Source organism: Methylobacterium sp. yr668 (assembly GCF_900116245.1).
Lineage (GTDB): Bacteria > Pseudomonadota > Alphaproteobacteria > Rhizobiales > Beijerinckiaceae > Methylobacterium.
The window spans coordinates 1-18,271 of record NZ_FOZY01000056.1; the positions used below are offsets into that span (position 1 = coordinate 1).

Annotated in this window: 15 protein-coding genes and 2 pseudogenes; 13 read left to right on the top strand and 4 right to left on the bottom strand. The window is 72.0% G+C overall.

The window, feature by feature from the left end; translation table 11 throughout:
• From BM419_RS33130 to BM419_RS30140, 7 genes and pseudogenes are all read left to right on the top strand, one after another.
• Positions 1 to 150 (top strand): annotated as a pseudogene (locus BM419_RS33130) (3-phosphoglycerate dehydrogenase); the annotation flags it as partial.
• Between the two features lie 4 nt (positions 151 to 154).
• Positions 155 to 1,144, top strand: a complete 990-nt coding sequence (locus tag BM419_RS30115; RefSeq protein WP_056530602.1) for an Ldh family oxidoreductase — start codon at positions 155 to 157, stop codon at positions 1,142 to 1,144.
• 132 nt (positions 1,145 to 1,276) lie between these two features.
• A complete protein-coding gene (locus tag BM419_RS30120; RefSeq protein WP_020094926.1) occupies positions 1,277 to 2,059 on the top strand; it encodes a GntR family transcriptional regulator in 783 nt (260 codons plus the stop codon).
• Positions 2,060 to 2,148: 89 nt separating this feature from the next.
• Complete coding sequence (locus BM419_RS30125; RefSeq protein WP_056530605.1) at positions 2,149 to 3,354, top strand: SorA family sulfite dehydrogenase catalytic subunit; 1,206 nt, start codon at positions 2,149 to 2,151, stop codon at positions 3,352 to 3,354.
• 13 nt (positions 3,355 to 3,367) lie between these two features.
• Positions 3,368 to 3,700 (top strand): SorB family sulfite dehydrogenase c-type cytochrome subunit, encoded by a 333-nt coding sequence (locus BM419_RS30130; RefSeq protein WP_091928611.1) that lies wholly within the window; start codon positions 3,368 to 3,370, stop codon positions 3,698 to 3,700.
• Positions 3,701 to 3,728: 28 nt separating this feature from the next.
• The gene (locus BM419_RS30135) at positions 3,729 to 4,847 is read left to right on the top strand and encodes a YeiH family protein (RefSeq protein ID WP_082557994.1); all 1,119 of its coding nucleotides are present in this window, start codon (positions 3,729 to 3,731) and stop codon (positions 4,845 to 4,847) included.
• 596 nt (positions 4,848 to 5,443) lie between these two features.
• Positions 5,444 to 7,774 carry a putative bifunctional diguanylate cyclase/phosphodiesterase gene (locus BM419_RS30140; protein WP_056530610.1) on the top strand — a complete coding sequence of 777 codons (2,331 nt, stop codon included), beginning with the start codon at positions 5,444 to 5,446 and terminating at the stop codon, positions 7,772 to 7,774.
• Here the strand turns inward: BM419_RS30140 and BM419_RS30145 are convergent.
• On the bottom strand, positions 7,763 to 8,776 hold the full coding sequence (locus BM419_RS30145; RefSeq protein ID WP_091928612.1) for a crotonase/enoyl-CoA hydratase family protein: 1,014 nt from the start codon (positions 8,774 to 8,776) through the stop codon (positions 7,763 to 7,765). The genes BM419_RS30140 and BM419_RS30145 overlap by 12 nt on opposite strands.
• Before the next feature lie 487 nt (positions 8,777 to 9,263).
• Here BM419_RS30145 and BM419_RS30150 point away from each other — a divergent pair, with 487 nt between their 5' ends.
• Both BM419_RS30150 and BM419_RS30155 read left to right on the top strand, forming a co-directional pair.
• Positions 9,264 to 10,712, top strand: coding sequence for a GGDEF domain-containing protein (locus BM419_RS30150; RefSeq protein WP_082557995.1), 1,449 nt, complete (start codon positions 9,264 to 9,266; stop codon positions 10,710 to 10,712).
• A gap of 78 nt (positions 10,713 to 10,790) precedes the next feature.
• A complete protein-coding gene (locus BM419_RS30155) occupies positions 10,791 to 11,330 on the top strand; it encodes a L,D-transpeptidase family protein (RefSeq protein WP_056530618.1) in 540 nt (179 codons plus the stop codon).
• A 60-nt stretch (positions 11,331 to 11,390) separates the two neighbouring features.
• Here the strand turns inward: BM419_RS30155 and BM419_RS30160 are convergent, their stop codons facing one another.
• On the bottom strand, positions 11,391 to 12,344 hold the full coding sequence (locus BM419_RS30160; protein ID WP_056530622.1) for a LysR family transcriptional regulator: 954 nt from the start codon (positions 12,342 to 12,344) through the stop codon (positions 11,391 to 11,393).
• Between the two features lie 95 nt (positions 12,345 to 12,439).
• Between BM419_RS30160 and BM419_RS30165 the strand changes: the two genes are divergently transcribed.
• The 4 genes from BM419_RS30165 (at position 12,440) to BM419_RS30180 (ending at position 17,639) form a co-directional block, all read left to right on the top strand.
• A complete protein-coding gene (locus BM419_RS30165) occupies positions 12,440 to 13,621 on the top strand; it encodes an alanine racemase (RefSeq protein ID WP_091928613.1) in 1,182 nt (393 codons plus the stop codon).
• Positions 13,622 to 13,862: 241 nt separating this feature from the next.
• Entirely contained in the window at positions 13,863 to 14,504 is a 642-nt protein-coding gene (locus tag BM419_RS30170; protein ID WP_056530626.1) for an HAD-IA family hydrolase, read from the top strand.
• 161 nt (positions 14,505 to 14,665) lie between these two features.
• Entirely contained in the window at positions 14,666 to 15,784 is a 1,119-nt protein-coding gene (locus BM419_RS30175) for a metallophosphoesterase (RefSeq protein ID WP_056530627.1), read from the top strand.
• Between the two features lie 358 nt (positions 15,785 to 16,142).
• Positions 16,143 to 17,639 (top strand): diguanylate cyclase domain-containing protein, encoded by a 1,497-nt coding sequence (locus tag BM419_RS30180; protein ID WP_244492118.1) that lies wholly within the window; start codon positions 16,143 to 16,145, stop codon positions 17,637 to 17,639.
• A 75-nt stretch (positions 17,640 to 17,714) separates the two neighbouring features.
• On the opposite strand, the pseudogene BM419_RS30185 reads toward BM419_RS30180, so the two are convergent.
• A pseudogene (locus BM419_RS30185) lies at positions 17,715 to 17,865 on the bottom strand (IS5/IS1182 family transposase); the annotation flags it as partial.
• A gap of 51 nt (positions 17,866 to 17,916) precedes the next feature.
• On the bottom strand, positions 17,917 to 18,271 hold a 355-nt coding region (locus BM419_RS30190), incomplete at its 5' end, for an autotransporter domain-containing protein (protein WP_175556420.1).

The following is an 18,271-nucleotide window of genomic DNA, read 5'->3' on the forward strand; positions in this document are numbered from 1 at the left end:
GAGCCCCTCGACGCGGCGGCGGGCGCCGTCTTCGCCGACGTGCCGAACCTGATCCTCACGCCGCACATCGCCGGGGTGACCCAGGAATCGAACGTGCGCGTCTCCGCCGTCACGGCCCAGGCCGTCCGCCGCCACCTCACGGAGCGCTGAGCCGATGCCGAACCTGACCCTGTCGGAGGCCGAGGCCCTCGCCGCCGACGCCCTCGTCCGCTGCGGCACGGCCGAGGCCGCGGCCCGGAGCGTCGCCCGCGCCCTGGTCGGCGCCGAGGCGGACGGGCTCAAGGGCCACGGCCTGTCGCGGGTCGCGCCCTACGCCGCGCAGGTCCGGGCCGGGAAGGTCGCGGGCGACGCGGTCCCGCTTGCGTCGCGCCCGCGGCCGGGCCTGCTCGCGATCGACGCCGCCCACGGCTTCGCCTACCCGGCGATCGACCTCGCCCTGGAGGCGCTGCCGGGCGTCGCGCGCCAGCAGGGCGTGGCGGCGGCGGGCATCCGCCGCTCGCACCATTGCGGCGCGGCCGGCCGCCCGGTCGAGGCCCTGGCCGAGCAGGGCTGCGTCGCGCTGCTCTTCGCCAACACGCCCGCCGCGATGGCCCCCTGGGGTGGGCGGCAGGCGGTGTTCGGCACCAACCCGCTGGCCTTCGCCTGCCCGCTGCCCGGCCGCGCGCCGATCGTGGTCGACCTCGCGCTGTCGAAGGTGGCCCGCGCCAACATCGTCGGGGCGGCCAAACGCGGCGAGCCGATCCCCGAGGGCTGGGCCCTCGACGCGGAGGGACGCCCGACGACCGACGCCACGGCCGCCCTCGACGGCACCATGGTGCCGCTGGGCGACGCCAAGGGGACGGCGCTCGCCCTGATGGTCGAGCTGCTCGCCGCCGGCCTCGTCGGCGCGCGCTTCGCCGGCGAGGCCTCCTCGTTCCTCGACGCCGCGGGCGACCCGCCGGGCACCGGGCAGCTGATCCTCGCCCTCGACGCGGCGGCGCTCAGCCCGGACGCGCCGGAGCGCTTCGCGGCGCTGGCCGGCGCGATCGAGGCGCAGGACGGCGCCCGGCTCCCGGGCAGCCGCCGGCTCGCACTCCGCCGCCGGGCCGCCGAGGCGGGGCTCGACGTGGCCGAAGCCCTCGTGGCCGAGATCCGGGCGCTGTGACGCGGATCGCCTGTGCGGAGGAAGAACCCGTGATTGCTCCCGTCGGCAGGGCGACGTAAGCCAGAGGAGGGAGAGGTGCTGGACACAACCTTCGACGCTCTACCCACGGATGGGGCTCTGCGTCGTCACGCGATGGAACGGTCAGGCGAAGGGCAGGCAGGTTCGGGACGCGCAGACTCGGGGCGCGCAGACTCGGGACGCGCCGGCGCGGTCGGCTTCCGCCCGCTCTACCGGCAGGTCTACGACACGCTGCTGAAGCGCCTGGCCGACGCGGTCTGGCAGCCCGGCCAGATCCTTCCGAGCGAGGGGCAGCTCGCCGCCGAGCTGGGCGTCAGCCAGGGGACGGTGCGCAAGGCCCTCGACGCGCTCACCGCCGACAGCCTGCTGGTGCGCCGCCAGGGCCGCGGGACGTTCGTGGCCGACCACGACGACAAGCAGAGCGTCTTCCGCTTCCTGAAGCTGCGGCCGGACGGCGACGGCACCGGCATGCCCACGAGCCGGGTCACGGGGATCGCGGAGGCGGCCGCCAGCGCCGACGAGCGCGGGCGGCTCGACCTCGTGCGGTCCGCCCGCGTGGTCCGGATCGAGCGCGTGCGCGCCGTCGACGCCAAGCTGTGCGTGGTCGAGACGATCAGCGTGCCCGCCGGCCTGTTCCCGGGCATCGCCCAGATCGAGCTGCCGAACACCCTCTACAGCCTCTACGCCACCCGCTACGGCATCACGATCGCCACCGCCAACGAGCGCCTGAAGGCCGTGGCGATCGGGCCCCGCGAGGCCGAGCTGCTCCAGGTGCCCGCCGGAACCCCCGCCCTCGAGATCGACCGCGTCGCCATCGACCTCGAGGAGCGGCCGGTCGAGTGGCGCCTCTCGACCTGCCTGACGCAGGACATCCACTACCTCTCGGTCCTTCGCTGACCGGGATCCCCCGACGCGCCGCCTCGCAGTCGAAGGCGAGGCGCGCCGAACCGGACCTCCGCTGCCACAGCCTGAACGGGGAGCGCGCGATGACCGATCGCGGAAGACGGGACTTCATGCGGCTGAGCGCCCTCGGCGCCCTCGCCGCGCTCGGGGGCGTGCCGCGCGCACGGGCGGCCGACGGGGGGACGCTGCCCTTCGGCAACGGCGAGCGGCCGCTCGTGGCCTATCCGGGCAAGCGGCCGCTCCTGCAGATGACCGCGCGCCCGCCGCAGCTGGAGACGCCGTTCGCGGTCTTCGACGGGGGCGCGATCACGCCGAACGACGCGTTCTTCGTCCGCTACCACCTCGCCGACATCCCGACCGAGATCGACCCGCAGGCCTTCCGCGTCGCCGTGACCGGGCAGGTCGAGCGCCCGCTTTCCCTGTCGCTCGCCGACCTCAAGGCGATGCCCCAGACCGAGATCGTCGCGGTCAACCAGTGCTCGGGCAATTCCCGCGGCTTCTTCGAGCCGCGCATCGCCGGCGGCCAGCTCGCCAACGGCGCCATGGGCTGCGCCCGCTGGACCGGCGTGCCGCTCAAGACGGTGCTCGACCGGGCCGGCGTGAAGGCCGGCGCCGTGCAGGTCGCCTTCAACGGCCTCGACGGGCCGGTCCTGCCCGAGACGCCGGACTTCGCCAAGGCGCTGACCCTCGACCACGCCCGGGACGGCGCGGTGCTGCTCGCCTGGGGCATGAACCGGCAGGACCTGCCCTGGCTCAACGGCTTCCCGCTCCGCCTCGTGGTGCCGGGCTACTACGGCACCTACTGGGTCAAGCACCTCGACAGCATCGCCGTCCTCGATCACCCCTTCGAGGGCTTCTGGATGAAGACGGCCTACCGCATCCCCGACAATGCCTGCGCCTGCACCGAGCCCGGCAAGGCGCCGGACAGGACCGTCCCGATCGGCCGCCTCAACGTCCGCTCCTTCCTGACGAACCTGACCGACGGCGCGCCGGTGAAGGCGGGTCCGGTCGCCCTGCGGGGCATCGGGTTCGACGGCGGCTCGGGCATCCGGGACGTCGCGGTCTCGGCCGACGACGGCCGGACCTGGAGCGCGGCCCGGCTCGGCCAGGATCTCGGCCCCTACGCCTTCCGCACCTGGACCGCGGAGGTCGATCTCGCGCCGGGCGCCCACGCCCTGCGCGTGCGGGCCACGGGCAACGACGGCGCGACCCAGCCGATGGAGCCGCGCTGGAACCCCGCCGGCTACATGCGCAACGTCGTCGAGACGACCCGCGTGCGCGCGGCCTAGAGGGAGGATCGGCATGTTCAGCACCCGCCCGCTCCGCGCGTCGGTCGTCGCGATCGCCGCCGCGCTGGCCGCGACACCCGCGCTGGCCGCGCCCGAGACCTACGCGCTGCCGGAGCCGACGGCGCAGTTCCGGCCGGCCCCGGATGCCGCGCACGCGGCCGGCTTCCAGGCCGCGCAGGAGAACTGCCTGACCTGCCACTCGGCCGACTACGTCGCCATGCAGCCGCCCCGGAAGGGGCAGGCGTTCTGGGACGCCGAGGTCGCCAAGATGATCAAGGTCTACCGGGCACCGATCACGGAGGACCAGGCCCGGGCCATCGCCGGCTATCTCGGCGCGGCCTACTGAGCGCCGAGACCGGGCAGGAGGTCGCGCGATGACCCTCAGAACCGCCGTGCCGGACCGGTCCGGGGCCGCGCCGACCGGGTCGCGGGGGGCCTCCGCCTGGGCCGGGGCGGCCGGCACCCTGCTCCCGGGCCTGCTCCTGTGCCTGGGCATCACCGCGGTGGCGCAGGCTCTGCAGGCCGGCGAGGAGCACCTGACCGGCCATCCCTACGTCGAGGCCCTGGTGCTGGCCATCCTGCTGGGGACGGCCGTGCGGACCGCCTGGGTGCCGGGCGCGCGCTTCAAGGCCGGGATCGCCTTCTCGGCCAAGCAGGTGCTGGAAGTGGCCGTCACGCTGCTCGGCGCCGCGGTCAGCCTCGGGGCGATCGTCGCCTCGGGCCCGGCGCTGCTGGCCGGCATCGTCGGGGCGGTGGCGCTGACCATCCTGGCGAGCTGCGCGCTCTGCCGCGCCCTGGGCCTGCCGGTGCGCATGGCGCTGCTGATCGCCTGCGGCAACGCGATCTGCGGCAACTCGGCGATCGCCGCGGTGGCGCCGGTGATCGGGGCGGACAGCCGGGACGTGGCGGCGGCCATCGCCTTCACGGCGGTGCTGGGCGTGCTGATGGTGCTGGGCCTGCCGCTGTTCGTGCCGCTCGTCGGCTTCAGCGAGCACCAGTACGGCGTGCTGGCGGGCCTGACCGTCTACGCGGTGCCGCAGGTGCTGGCCGCGACCGTCCCGGTGGGCCCGCTCGCCACGCAGGTGGGCACGCTGGTCAAGCTGGTCCGGGTGCTGATGCTCGGGCCGGTGGTGCTGGCCCTCTCGCTCCTCGCCCCGCGCCTGCCGGCGGCGGGAGCGAGCGCCAAGCCTGCTAGCGCCCCCGGGAGCGCCCGGCGCCGGCCCGGCTTCTTCAAGCTGGTCCCGTGGTTCATCCTCGGCTTCCTGGCCCTGGCGAGCCTGCGCTCGCTCGGGCTGATCCCGGACGCCTGGGTCGCGCCGATCTCCCGCCTCGCCGGCTTCCTCACCATCGTGTCGATGGCCGCGCTCGGCCTCGGGGTGGACGTGCGCGTGCTGGCCCAGGTCGGCGGCCGGGTCACGATGGCGGTCACCGCCTCGCTCGGCGTGCTGCTGGCCATCGCCGTCCTGCTCATCCGCGGCCTCGGGATCGGCTGAGCCGGTCGCCGGCGGCGCGCGGGTGGCCCGGGCTCCGCGAGCGCGATCGCGCCGGGGAGGCGGCTCACACGCAACGGCGGCGGTCGCGTACGGCGGACAGCGATGTCGCGCGCCCGGGAGCGTGAAAGTCCCCGACGAGACGACATCATCCGGGCGCCGATGCGGACGTCGAGCGCGCAACGGGATCGGCGGTGCCACGATGCCGCCGGGGCAGGATCGCGCGATCGCCGCGACGTCTGACGAACAGGCAGACGTCTTCGCGCCGAACGCGGCCGAGCAAGACGACAGCTCCGGATATGGGGTGTCCGCGGCGCAACGCCCGACGGGATATGAGTGAACCCTCCGCGCCCGTCCCGTCCATACATGCGCCGGACTGCCCGGCGCGGCACCGATATTCGGCCTCGCGAACGACGGAGATCACCGAATATTTGCGCAGAGGAGACAAATATTCGAAGCAGAGTTTTGCTCCGCGCGCGGCGTTAACCACGGTTTTCAATATTTCTGAAATTCCACGCCGCTAATATGCGGATATAACCTGGGATTGAACTGCTACAATGATGACCCCCTCGACGAGAGCGAAGTAGCGAGACGCCGCGTTGGGACTGTATTCCAAGCTGCGGGCCGCACTCGCTGAAGATGCCCTCCTCGCGCGCGGCGTGAAGCGCTCGCTCGTCGACGGGCTGTATCAGCCTTTCGCGTCGCTCGCGGTCGGCGCCGCGTCCGGGACGATCGTCGCCACGGCCGCGGCGTTCTGGTCCGACGATCGCGCGATCACGGTGACCGCGTTCGCGGTCGGCCTGATCGGCCTCACCCGCATCGTGCTCGCTCGGATCTACCTGACGAAGGGGCCGCAGAAGCACGATCGTTACGAGCTCTGGGAGACCTACTTCTCCCTCGGCGCGTTCGCCTACGCCGCGTCGCTCGGCATCCTGTCGTTCCTCATCACGACGCGGTCGTCCAACCTCGCGCTCCAGGTCATCACCCCCACGTTCACGATCGGTTACGCCGCGGGCATCTCGGGCCGCAATGCGGGCCGCCCCCTGCTGGCCATCGCGCAGGTGCTCCTGTCGGCGATGCCGCTGTCCGCGGGCCTGCTCGTGTCGGGCGACGGCGAGCGGGCCTCGCTCGGCATCCTCTCGCTCCTGTTCGCCTACGGCATGATCGACATCACGCTCAGCACGCGCGAGATCATCGTGTCGGCCCTGGTGACGACGCGCGAGAAGGAGGCGCTCGCCGAGAAATTCCAGGCCCAGGCCAATCTCTTCGACATCGCGTTGCGCAACATGTCGCACGGACTGTGCATGTTCGACGCGCGCGGCCGGCTCCAGGTCTGGAACGACCAGTTCCTCTCGATATCGGGCATTCCCTCGAACCGCATCCATACCAATTCGACGGCCAAATCGCTGTACGCATTGAGCCGCGCCATCATCGATGAGCGAACCGCGGGGCGCGGCGCGACGCTCTCGACATTCTCGGCGGCGTCGAACGCGTTGAGGTCGGGAAACCTGGTCCTGATCCTGCCCGACGATCGCGTGGTCTCCCTGATGCAGCGGCGGACCGCCGAGAAGGGCTACGTGATCATCTTCGAGGACATCACCGAGCGGCGTCGGAGCGAAGCCCGCATCCAGCAGATGGCGCGTTACGACGATCTGACGGGCCTGCTCAATCGCAGCAGCTTCAAGGCCAAGGTCTCCCAGGCGCTGAAAGCCAGCGCCAGCAGCAAGGGCGATTTCGCGGTCCATCTGCTCGATCTCGACCACTTCAAGGTCATCAACGACACGCTGGGGCATCCGGCCGGAGACAGGTTGTTGCAGATGGTGGCGGACCGGCTGCGCGGGATCGGGGCGCTGTCCGGATCGGTCGCCCGCCTCGGCGGCGACGAGTTCGTCATCGTCCAGCAATCCGTCACGTCGCCGGCCGTCGCGGAGGATCTCGCGCAGCGCGTCCTGCACGAGCTGGAGCGACCTTTCGATATCGACGGCACTCACGTCACGGTCGGCGCCTCGATCGGCATCGCGATCGCCCCGTTCCATGCCAACGACGAGGACAGGCTGCTGAAATGCGCCGATATCGCCCTCTACGCCATCAAGGGGGCCGGCAGGAGCGGGTTCAAGATCTTCCAGCACGAGATGGAAGCGGCCACGCGCGCGCGGCACGCCCTCGAGTCCGATCTCCGGGCCGCCCTGACCAACGGCGAACTGGAGCTGCACTATCAGCCGATCGTCGACGCGAGCACCGGGGCGATCGTGAGCTGCGAGGCCCTGCTACGGTGGCAGCACCCCGTCTCCGGCTACATCCCGCCGTCGGACTTCATCCCGGTGGCCGAGGACACGGGGCTCATCGTCCAGCTGGGCGACTGGGTTCTGAACGAAGCGTGCCGCGAGGCCCGGAACTGGCCGTCGTCCGTGAGCGTCGCGGTCAACATGTCGCCGCGTCAGTTCGGTGATCCGCAGCTGGCCTTCCACGTCATCGGCGCGCTGAACCGCTCCGGCCTCCCGGCGCATCGCCTGGAGCTCGAGATCACGGAGAGCGTGACGCTGGGCGCGACGCACAAGATCGTCGAGACCATCCACACGCTCCGCCAGCTCGGGATCCGCCTGTCGATCGACGATTTCGGAACCGGTTACTCGTCCCTGAGCTCCCTGAGAAACTTCGCCTTCGACAAGCTGAAGATCGACCGGTCGTTCGTGTGGGACCTGGACAGGAAGGCCGAGTCGACCGCGATCATCCGGGCGATCGTCGGGATGGGAAGGAGCATCGGGATGGCCATCGTCGTCGAGGGCGTCGAGACGGAAACGCAGCTCTCCATCCTCCGGGCCGAGGGCTGCGATCTGATCCAGGGCTACGTGTTCAGTCGTCCGGTCGCCGCACCCCAGATCCGGGCCATGCTCGCGGCCGCGGAGCCCGTGACGAAGCTAGCGAGTTGACCCCGCCGGCCCCCGCGCGGTCACCGTGCGGGCCTGAGCGGCCTGGGCTCTTCCCCTGAGCCTGTCCTGCGCCAGGACGAGCCGCTCCATGATGCTCAGATCCCTGTTCGTGAGATTCATCGCGGCGGCCGCCCAGACCGAGACGATCTTTCTCAGCTCCTCCAACGATATGCGATTGACCTCCCGGGCGGCTCGATAGATCGCCTGCTGCCCGTTGCGGCGCCGGTGGTTGCCGGCGATGTACGCGCGCACGGCCGCCTCGCCCTGGCCCCGCTCGGCGAGGACGTGAACGATCCCCAGTTCGTGCATCTCCTCCGCGGTGTAGGTTCTCCCATCGAGGATCATCTCCTGAGCCCTGATGGTCCCCAGACGCCGGGCGAGGAAGCTGTAGGCACCCATACCGGGGAAGAGCCCGAAGAGGATCTCCGGGAAGCCGAACTTGGTGCCCTTCTCGGCGATGATCACGTCGAACGAGAGCAGGCCCTCGAACCCCCCGCCCAGCGCGTCGCCCTGAACGAGGCCGATCGTGATGATCGGCAGGTTCAGCGCGTTCATGTTGCGATGAAGAACATCGACGCACGCGTTGCCGTAACCGACCAGCGCGGCCTCGTCGCCCGCGCGGATCTTGCTCGCGAACAGGCTCAGATCACCGCCGAGACTGAACACGCCGGGAAATCGTGAACCGAAGACAAAGTAGTTCAGGTCGAGGCTGCCGTTGCCGAAACCGCGCTCGATGCCATCCTGCAGGCGGCTGAAGTCGGCCAGCATCTCGGGATTCTGGCACGGGCGGCCCTGCGGGCGCATGAAGGCCCACAGGGTGCTGGTGTCGGTTTCGAGATTGACTTCGATCTGAGCGAGTTCGGAAAGGCCGTGGTCGGGAGACGAGACGGTCGGCGCGATCCGCTTCTCGCTCGGCCGCCGCGCGGTCGTCGGACGCCGTCGCAGCGGCACAGGACCAGGGTATGGCACCAAGTCTTTGGCGAGACCTGTAATAGACGCCATCGTATTCGGATCCGTTAAGTGATCCTTAACCGTATCTCAGCCGGCGTTGCGGAGCTAGGCAGCCTGAGCGGCCCTCCTCAGATAATTAAGCTTTGGTTAATGCCGGCCTTTTAGCCACCTTTGCTTGCGAGGCGGGCCTCTTCGGACGAGAGGCCCGCCGACGCCCCGGCGGCTGCCCTGACCCTCGACCTCCACGGACTCGACGGCGCCGGCTCGGTCCGGCGGGATCGCGGACGGCAGGCGTGAAGCGGCACGCCCGCCGCTCCCGCGCGAGACCGGGTCCGCCGCGGGGACGCGCGGTCAACCGCGCGACGGACGCCTCAGCGGCACCCCGTAACGGCTCCGATCTCCGATCATGCGAGTCGGCGCAATGCTCGCTGCGCCGATCGCCGATCATGACGATTGCTGTCTCCATCCCCAGCAGTTGCATTATAGACGAGTAGCATACCAATAGTTGCACAATATTATCTGTTCGTTATAAATTTTCATGTCTATCGAGACCATGATCCGAGAGCGATCCGACGACGAGAGCGACGAGAAGCCGGCACTCTATCTATGGTTGACGACAGCGTTTCTCTATTTCTGCACCGCAGCTTCGACACTGAGCCTGGCCAGTAGCGGACACGACATCGCTGCCCTATGGCCGGCCAATGCCATTCTGGTCGCCCTGCTGCTCTCCCATGACAGGGTCCGATCGGGCACGGTGCTGAGCGCCGGACTGGCCGCGAACATCGCGGCCAATGTCCTGACGCGGGGGACTTTGATCGGCCCCTTCCTGTACAGTCTCGCCAACCTCGCCGAGGTGATGTTGGCCGTCCGTCTCCTGCGAAGGACCTACGAGCAGGACGCCCTGCTGCAATCCACGAGATCCGCCCTGCGGTTCCTCGCGATCGCGGGATTGCTGGCACCGGCCGCGAGCGGCGTCCTGGGAGGCTTGACGGCGCATCTCGTCTTCGGCGAGCCCCTGTTGCGCTCGTTCGGCACCTGGGTCGCGAGCGACGGCCTGGGACTCATCGTCTTCACGCCCTTCCTGCTCTCGCTGTTCCGAGGCGATTACGCGCGTGCGCTCGCGGAGCGGAGCTGGCGGGACCGGCTCGAAGCGGCCGCCTTGCTCGTCCTCGCAGGTTCGGTCGCGTACGCGACCTTCTTCTGCACCAGCCGCCCCTTGCTGTTCCTGATCTTCCCGCCCCTCATCCTGATCGCTTTCCGGCTGGGCCGCCTGGGTGTCACCGCGGCCGTGATGGTCGTGGCCGTCATCGGAGGCGTCGCAACGATGTACGGTCGCGGGCCGATGGTCCTGATCGCGGCCGACGCCGTCACGCAGGCGCAGGCGTTCCAGGTGTTCCTGGCCTTCATCCTGCTGACCTGCCTGCCCGTCGCGGCGGAGGTCTCCGCGCGGGCGCGGCTCACGGCCGAGCTGGCCGCGCACGATCGGGAGATGACGAGGAGCGCCTTCACCGATTCCCTGACAGGACTGCTCAACCGTGCGGGCTTCGAGCATCAGATCGAGACCATCCTGCCCGTCAGGGCACTCCCGCCCGTCAGCCTGATCGCGATCGACATCGATCACTTCAAGCAGATCAACGACCGCTGGGGGCATCCGGCGGGCGATCGCGCGCTCGAGACTCTCGGATCGCTGCTCGCATCGCAGATCCGCCCGGGGGATCTGGTCGCGCGCCTCGGCGGCGACGAGTTCGTGATCCTTCTCCGCGAGAGCGACCTCGAGCGCGCCAGGGCGGTGTGCGAGCGGATCCGCGCGAGCGCACGCGCCTTGCCGTTCTCGACCGGTGCCGGGACCGAAGCGCCGGTCAGCCTGAGCATGGGCTTGGCCGTCGCGCGCGTGGGCGAGGGCTACGAAGCGCTGGCTCAGCGGGCCGACAGCGCTCTGTACGAGGCGAAGCACGCCGGCCGCGACGCCCTGCGATGGGCCGCCTGACTCCGGGATCGACCCTGACCGGCGGCGATCCGGGCCCGGTCGTTTGGCCGTGAAACGCCTGCCCCGTAGGATCGGCCGATGAGACGCCGCCACCTCGTCGGACCGATCCTCTGCGTCGCGCCGCTCGCCCTCCTCTTCGGGACGGCCGACGGTCCCGCGGGCTCCGCGGCCCCCGGCCTGGTGCCGCAGGCCGAGCGCGCGGATCTCGTCCGCGTGGAGAAGGCGCAACGGCGCCTGACGCTGCTGCGCGGCGGACGCGTCCTGGCGGTCTACCGCGTCTCGCTGGGCTTCGCGCCGGTCGGCCCGAAGGCGATGGAGGGCGACGGCCGAACACCCGAGGGCCGCTACCGCATCGCGGGCAAGAACCCGGACAGCATCGCCCACCTCGCGCTGCGGATCTCCTATCCGGACGCCGCCGACCGCGCCGCGGCGTCCGCGGCCGGCGTGCCGCCCGGCGGAGACATCATGATTCACGGTCTGAGGAACGGCTTCTCCTGGGTCGGCCGCCTGCATCGTCTGATCGACTGGACGGATGGCTGCGTGGGCGTGACCAACGCCGAGGCCCGCGCGATCTACGCGCGGGTCGAGGTCGGCACGCCGATCGAGATCCGGAGCTGAGCGGGATCGGGCGTCGTCGGGCGGAGCGTTCGGGGCCGGACGGCGCGCGGCCGGGGCGCCTCAAGGCCCCGCATCCCCGGCGGCCGCGCCAGGACCCGCGGGCGGGCGCCACGGGAGCGGATCGAACGAGCGCCGGAGCGCCTCGAGGAACCGCTCCGTCCGGGCCGCGCGCGACCGCCGTTCCGAGCCGAGCAGGGCGACGACCGGCGCCGACGGCAGGGCGTAGCCTTCGAGCAGGCGCGCCAGCCGCCCCGCGCGCAGGTCGTCGGCGACATCCCATTCCGAGCGCACGATCACGCCGAGGCCCGCGAGGGCCCAGCCCCGCACCACGTCGCCGTCGTTGCTGACCAAGGCCGCATCCACCCTGACGCGGACCTCGGCGCCCTCCGCCGCGCGGAAGCGCCAGAGCGTCACGTCCTCGTCGTTCTCGCGCAGCGCGATGCAGGTGTGATCCCGCAGGTCGGCCGGCACGCGCGGGGCCGGATGCCGGGCCAGGTAGGCGGGCGCCGCGCAGAGGATCCGGTCGTTCGGCGCGAGGGCGCGCACGGTCAGGCTCGGGGTCGCCTCCCTGATCTCACCGACGTGGATCGCGAGGTCCCAGGTCTCGGACGGGATGCGGCCCAGGCGATCCGAGAGCAGCAGGTCGATCCGCACGCCCGGATGCCGCAGCCGGAACGCCGTCACGACCGGGGCCACGTAGCGGCGCCCGAAGCCGAGCGGGGCGACGACGCGCAGATGTCCGGTCACCGCGCCGACGCGCTCGGCCAGGGCGTCGGCGAGATCGTCGAAGGCGCCGAGGAGGTCGCGACCGCGCTCGGCCAGCAGCTCCCCCTCGTCGGTCAGCGTGAGGCCGCGGCCGGACCGGTCCACCAGATGGACCCGCAGCCGCTTCTCCAGGCTGCGCAGCCGCTGCGTCACGGCGGGGGGCGACACGTTCAGGCTGCGCGCCGCGGCGGCCAGGGACGAGCTGGCCGCGACCGCGACGAAGAAGCGGAGATCGTCGGTGTCGAGCATTAAGGCCGACCTTAATCCAGAATGCCGAACAGATTAATGGCGTCTCGCGGTCCGGCATGATCTGTCACCCGGCAGCGAGACAGGGAGGCGTGGACATGCCGGACACCGGAGTCGGGACGCAGGTGCCGTCAGCGGAGGCCGACGGGGCGTCGGGTCCGCTCCAGACACCGTGCCTTCTCCTGGACGAGGCGCGGCTGCGCGCGAACCTCGCGGGGCTGCGGGCGCACCTGGACCGGCTGGGCGTCGCCTTCCGGCCGCACCTGAAGACGGCGAAGTCGATCGACGTCGCCCGCCTGGCGATGACCGGTCCGGCCGGCCCGGCGATCGTCTCGACCCTGCGCGAGGCCGAGTACTTCGCCGAGGGCGGGGTCCGGGACATGATCTACGGCGTCGGCATCGCCCCGCAGAAGCTCGACCGCGTCGGCGCGGTCCGGCGCCGCTGGGGCGCGGACCTCGCCGTGGTGCTCGACTCGATCGAGCAGGCGGACGCGGTCGCCGCCTGGGCCGCGCGGACCGGCGACCGTCTACCGGTCCTGATCGAGGTCGACGCCGACGGGCATCGCTCCGGCGTGAAGCCGGCCGACGCGGCGCTGCTGGTGGCGATCGGGCGCGCGCTCGGCGCGGGGGCGGACCTGCGCGGCGTGCTGCTCCACGCCGGCGACAGCTACGGCCTCAGCGATCCCGAGGATCTCGCCGCGGCCGCGGAGGGCGAGCGCGCGGCGGCGGTGACGGCGGCCACTCTCCTGCGCGCGGCGGGCCTGCCGTGCCCGGTGGTGAGCGTCGGCTCGACCCCGACCGCGCGCTACGCCCGGAACCTCGACGGGATCACCGAGGTCCGTGCCGGCGTGTTCATGTTCGGCGACCTGTTCCAGGCCGGCGTCGGCTCCGTCGCGGTCGACGACATCGCGGTGAGCGTGCTCGCCACCGTGATCGGGCACCGCCGCGACAAGGGCTGGATCATCACCGATGCCGGCTGGATGGCGCTGTCGCGCGACCGGGGCACGGCCCGGCAGGCGGTCGATCAGGGCTACGGCGTGGTCTGCGACCGCGCCGGCCGCCCCTACCCGGACCTGATCGTCGCCGACACCAACCAGGAGCACGGCATCCTCGCCCTGCGTCCGGGCTCCCGCGCCGCCCTCCCCGGTCTGGCCATCGGCGACCGTGTGCGCGTCCTGCCGAACCACGCCTGCGCGACGGGCGCGCAGTACGACCGCTACCACGTCCTCGACGCCGACGGGCGGGTCGCCGCCGTCTGGCCGCGCATCAATGGCTGGTAGGCGGCGCCGACCGTGACGTCGCGGATCGGGCGCCTCGCGAGCGCCCGGCGGCGCCGGACGCGGCGGGAGCCCGCCCGGACACCGCGAGGCGCGTGACCGCCGCCCTCCTCGGGGCGGCGCATGCCGCCCGCGCGCACTGACGCGCGCACTGACGCGCGCTCCGGGCCCCGTCGGCGCGGCCCGAGGCCCCCGGCACCGACGCCGCCCGATGCGGCGCCCGATACGGAAGGAGAAGCCCATCATGACAGCCCACCGGTTCGACGCCGTCCTGTTCGACCTCCTGACGGCCCTGCTCGACAGCTGGTCCCTGTGGGACTCGGTCGCCGGCAGCACGGAGGCCGGCCGCCGGTGGCGGGCCGAGTACCTGCGGATCACCTACCGGACGGGGGCGTACCGGCCCTACGAGGATCTCGTCGCCGAGGCCGCCGCGGCGGTGGGCCTGCCGCGCCGCCTCGCGGCGGACCTCGAGGACCGCTACGGCGAGCTCCGGCCCTGGCCCGGCGTGACGGAGACCCTGCAGGCGCTCGCGGCGCGCTCCGTGCGGCTCGGCGTCGTGACCAACTGCTCCGAACGTCTGGGTCGCATCGCCGCCGGCTGCCTGGGGGTCGAGCTCGACGCGGTCGTCACGGCGGAGCGCGCCGGCTTCTACAAGCCCGATCCGCGTCCCTACCGGCTGGGACTGCAGGCCCTCGGGGTCGAGCCGGCGCGCTGCCTGTTCGTCGCGGGCTCGGCCTTCGACCTCGTGGGCACGGCGCGGGTGGGGCTGGCGACGTACTGGCACGACCGCGTGGGCATGGCGGCCCCGGACGGCGCGTCGCCCCCGCTGGCGCACGAGACCACCCTCGATCCGCTGCGCGCCTGGTTCGATCCGGGCGCGCGCTGACGCCGACAATCTCTGGGCGCGGTGGGGGGAAGGCGGGGCGGGCGACGGGCCGGCAGAGGGCACCTCCCGACCCGCGCGAGGCGACCGCATGTGCCGCCGCGCACCGGGCGGCCCGGCGCGAGCTTTGCCTTTCGGCCGTCGCCCGGTCCATGTAGCCGCCCATGATCCGCCTCATCCCCAGCCTGCCCGCGGCCTACGTCATCGCGCGGGTGGTGTGGCCCCTGCCGGTGCCGCTCGCGCTCAGGCTCGGCCTCGCCGCGCTCCTCCTGGTCGCCTCCCAGTACCACCTGTGGAGCCGCCTCTCCTCCGGGTCGGTCTTCGCGCCCGAATTCCCGCGCCCGATCGTGATCCTGTTCAACTGGGCGTTCGGTGCGATCGCGCTGGCGGCGGTGATGCAGCTCGGCCTCGATGCCGTCGCGCTGATCTCGCTGGCTCTGCCCGGGGGCGGCTGGGCGATCCCGACCGCCTGGCGCATCGCGGTGGCCTCGACGGCCGCCGGCCTCTCGGCCGTCGCCGTGTGGCAGGCCGTGCGCGTGCCGCCCCTGAAAGACGTCCCGGTCGCGATCGCGGACCTGCCCCCCGGCCTCGACGGCTACACGATCCTGCACCTGACCGACCTGCATATCAGCCGCCTGTTCCCGGCCGCCTGGGCGCGGGCCGTCGTCGCGCGGGCCGACGCCCTCCAGGCCGACCTGATCGTCGTGACCGGCGACTTCATCGACGGTTCACTGGAGGCCCGGCGAGACGACGTCGCGCCGCTGCGGGCCCTGCGCGCGCGCGACGGTGTCTGGGCCGTGCCCGGCAACCACGAGTACTTCTTCGACCACGATTCCTGGATGCGCCATCTCGCGGGCCTGGGGATCCGCGTCCTCGCCAACACCCACACGATCCTGAGGCGCGGGGGCGGCGCGCTGGTGCTGGCCGGCGTCACCGACCGCTCCGCGCCCGCCACGGGGCATCCGGGGCCCGACCTCGACGCGGCCCTGGCGGGCGCACCGCCGGGCGCGCCGATCGTTCTGCTGGACCACCAGCCGGCCAACGCCGCGCAGGCCGCGGCGCGCGGCGTCGCGCTCCAGCTCTCCGGCCACACCCACGGCGGCATGATCCGCGGCCTGGACCGGCTGGTGGCGCGCGGCAATTCCGGGTTCGTCTCGGGGGCGTACCGGGTCGGGGTCATGCGGCTCTACGTCAGCAACGGCACCGGGCTCTGGCCCGGCTTCGCCCTCCGGCTCGGGCGTCCGTCGGAGCTGACGCGGATCACCCTGCGGGCAGCCACCTGACGCGCGCGCGCCGCCGCGCGGCTTCTCGCACGGGTCAGCGATCGAGGCCCGGGAGGCCCCATCGCCGGCCAAAGCCCGCATCGCCGGACACTCGGCTGTTTCCCCCGGGAGTGCCATGTTCGTCGGAACGGCTGCCCCGGGTCGCTTGCCGGATCGCCCCCGCTCGGAAGCTGCCGGCCGGCTCGCGGGAGAAGAGCGGTGAGAGCGGCCCCTGCGCGCGTGCCGGACAGCGCCAGTCCCAGGACGAAGCCGGGCCGCGATGAAAGGTCAGGCCATCGCACCCTCGATTAAACCTTCTCGTCGTATCCCCCGGATACCATCTTGGCTCCGGCGAGGTCGAACAGTGCTGCAGGGGACCATATCGAATACCCAGCGCGAGGCACTCCGCCAGCAGGCGCTGGCCGAGATCGCCCTCCTCGACACGCCGCCGGAGCGCGAGTTCGACGCACTCGCCAGGCTCGCGCAGCGCATGCTCGGCACCGGCATGTCCTCGATCACCCTGATCGACCCGGAGCGCCAGTGGTTCAAGGCGCGTTGCGGTCCCTTGGCGGCCGAGACGCCGCGTGCCCAGGCGTTCTGCCCCGTCGTGTTCGAGACGGAGGCTCCGCTGATCGTGGCGGATGCCAGCCTCGACCCGCGCTTCGTGGCCAGCCCCTTCGTCACGAACGCCCCGTACATCCGCTACTACGCGGGCGTGCCGGTCCGCGTCCGGCAAGCCGACGGCGACAAGATCACGATCGGCACGCTATGCGTCCTCGACGAACAGCCCCGCGAGCCGACGGCGACAGACCTGGAGGTGCTCGAAGAGCTGGCCTGCATCGCGGAGGCGCTGATCGAGGCGCGCGCCGTGGCCCTGCGCGCAGCCGAGGCTGCCGAAGAGCGCCGGATGGCCGTCGAGGGCCTGGAGCGTGAGCGCCGCCAGTTCAAGCAGGCGGAGCGCATGGCCGAGATGGGCTCGTACCGCTACGATATCGAGACGCGGTCGACCTCCTGGTCGGACGGCGTCTTCGTCATTCACGAGCTGCCCGTCAGCGGCGGTGTGCCGATTGGCGCGATCATGAACTTCTTTCCCGAGCCCGATCGCGCCCTCTTCCGCGCGGCCGTCAGGCGCGTGCTGGACACGGGCGAGCCGTTCGAGATGGACGCCGATTTCGTGACAGCCAAGGGCAATGCCCGGCGCGTGCGGTGCTCCTGCGAGATCGAGTTGGTCAAGGGTAAGCCCGTCGCCCTCATCGGCCTGATCCAGGACATCACCGAACGGCACAGCTTGGAGCAGCGTCTTCGCCATCAGGCGCGCACCGATGACCTGACGCAACTCGCCAACCGAGCCGAATTCCACCGCGCGCTCGACGCGCGGCTGCGCGAGGCGCGCGCTTCCGACGACGATGTGGCTGTCCTCCTGATCGACCTCGACGGCTTCAAGGGCGTGAACGATCGCCTCGGGCACGCGGCCGGCGACGAGGTTCTGCGTTGCGTGGCCGAGCGGTTGCGCGCGCCCTGCTACGCCGGTTGCTTCCCGGCACGGTTGGGGGGCGACGAGTTCGCGATCCTGGTGCCTGCCGCCTGCGATGGCGCGGGCGTGCAGGCGATGGTGCGGCGCCTCCTGCACGACCTCGAGATGGTTGTGAAAGGGCAGGGTCAGATCGCGCGGGTGACGGGAACGATCGGCCTCGCGCGGTCACGAGAGGCCGGACAGGACCGCGACGTGCTGCTGCGCCACGCCGACGCGGCCCTCTACGCCGCGAAGCGTAAGCAGAAGGGGACGGCTGAAACCTACTCGGCCGCGACGGATCAGACTGCCACGCCGGTTCGCGGCGCGTCCGCTCTCGAGTTGGCTCCTCACCGACGCCTTTGACGCAGAGTCGGCCACACGACCCTCTGGCCCGGGTCCGGCGGACGAAAGCGCAGACGGGATGGGCGAAGGCGCGCGGAGATCGTCGCGCCGCCCGGAGCGGATGGCGAGGCGGCGGAAGCGCGCCGACCACGCCGGCGTGCGCGACGATCCAGCGGTGGCGTCCGAGATCCTCGCTGCCCTCGCCGCCGCGCCGTGCGATGCGCGGCGTGATGCTGCGGGATCGGCACGGGTGCCGGGAGCGATCCGGCCGCGACGAGGAGCGTGGCTCAAGAGGCCGTCACCACGCGGCCTGGAGGCCGGCGGTGAACACCTGGGCGGTGGCGCCCGGGCGGACGTCGCCGGTATAGCCCACCGACAGCCGCACGCCCGCGGCGACCGCCCCCGTCAGGCTCACCCCCAGAACCGCGCCGTCCCGGCCCAGCGCGCTCGTCCGGCCCGCGAATGGGGCCCCGAACACGCTCGAGCGGATCAAAGCCGCCGTGTCGGCCAGCTCGTGCGCCCAGTACGCCCGACCCTCCAGGCGCAGGTCCGGAATGCCCGCCAACGCCCAGCTCGTCACCCGCCCGCCGACCAGGCTGCGCGCCGCGTCGAGGTCGGCCACCGCGAAGCCCTGCCCGCCGAAGCCCTGCCCG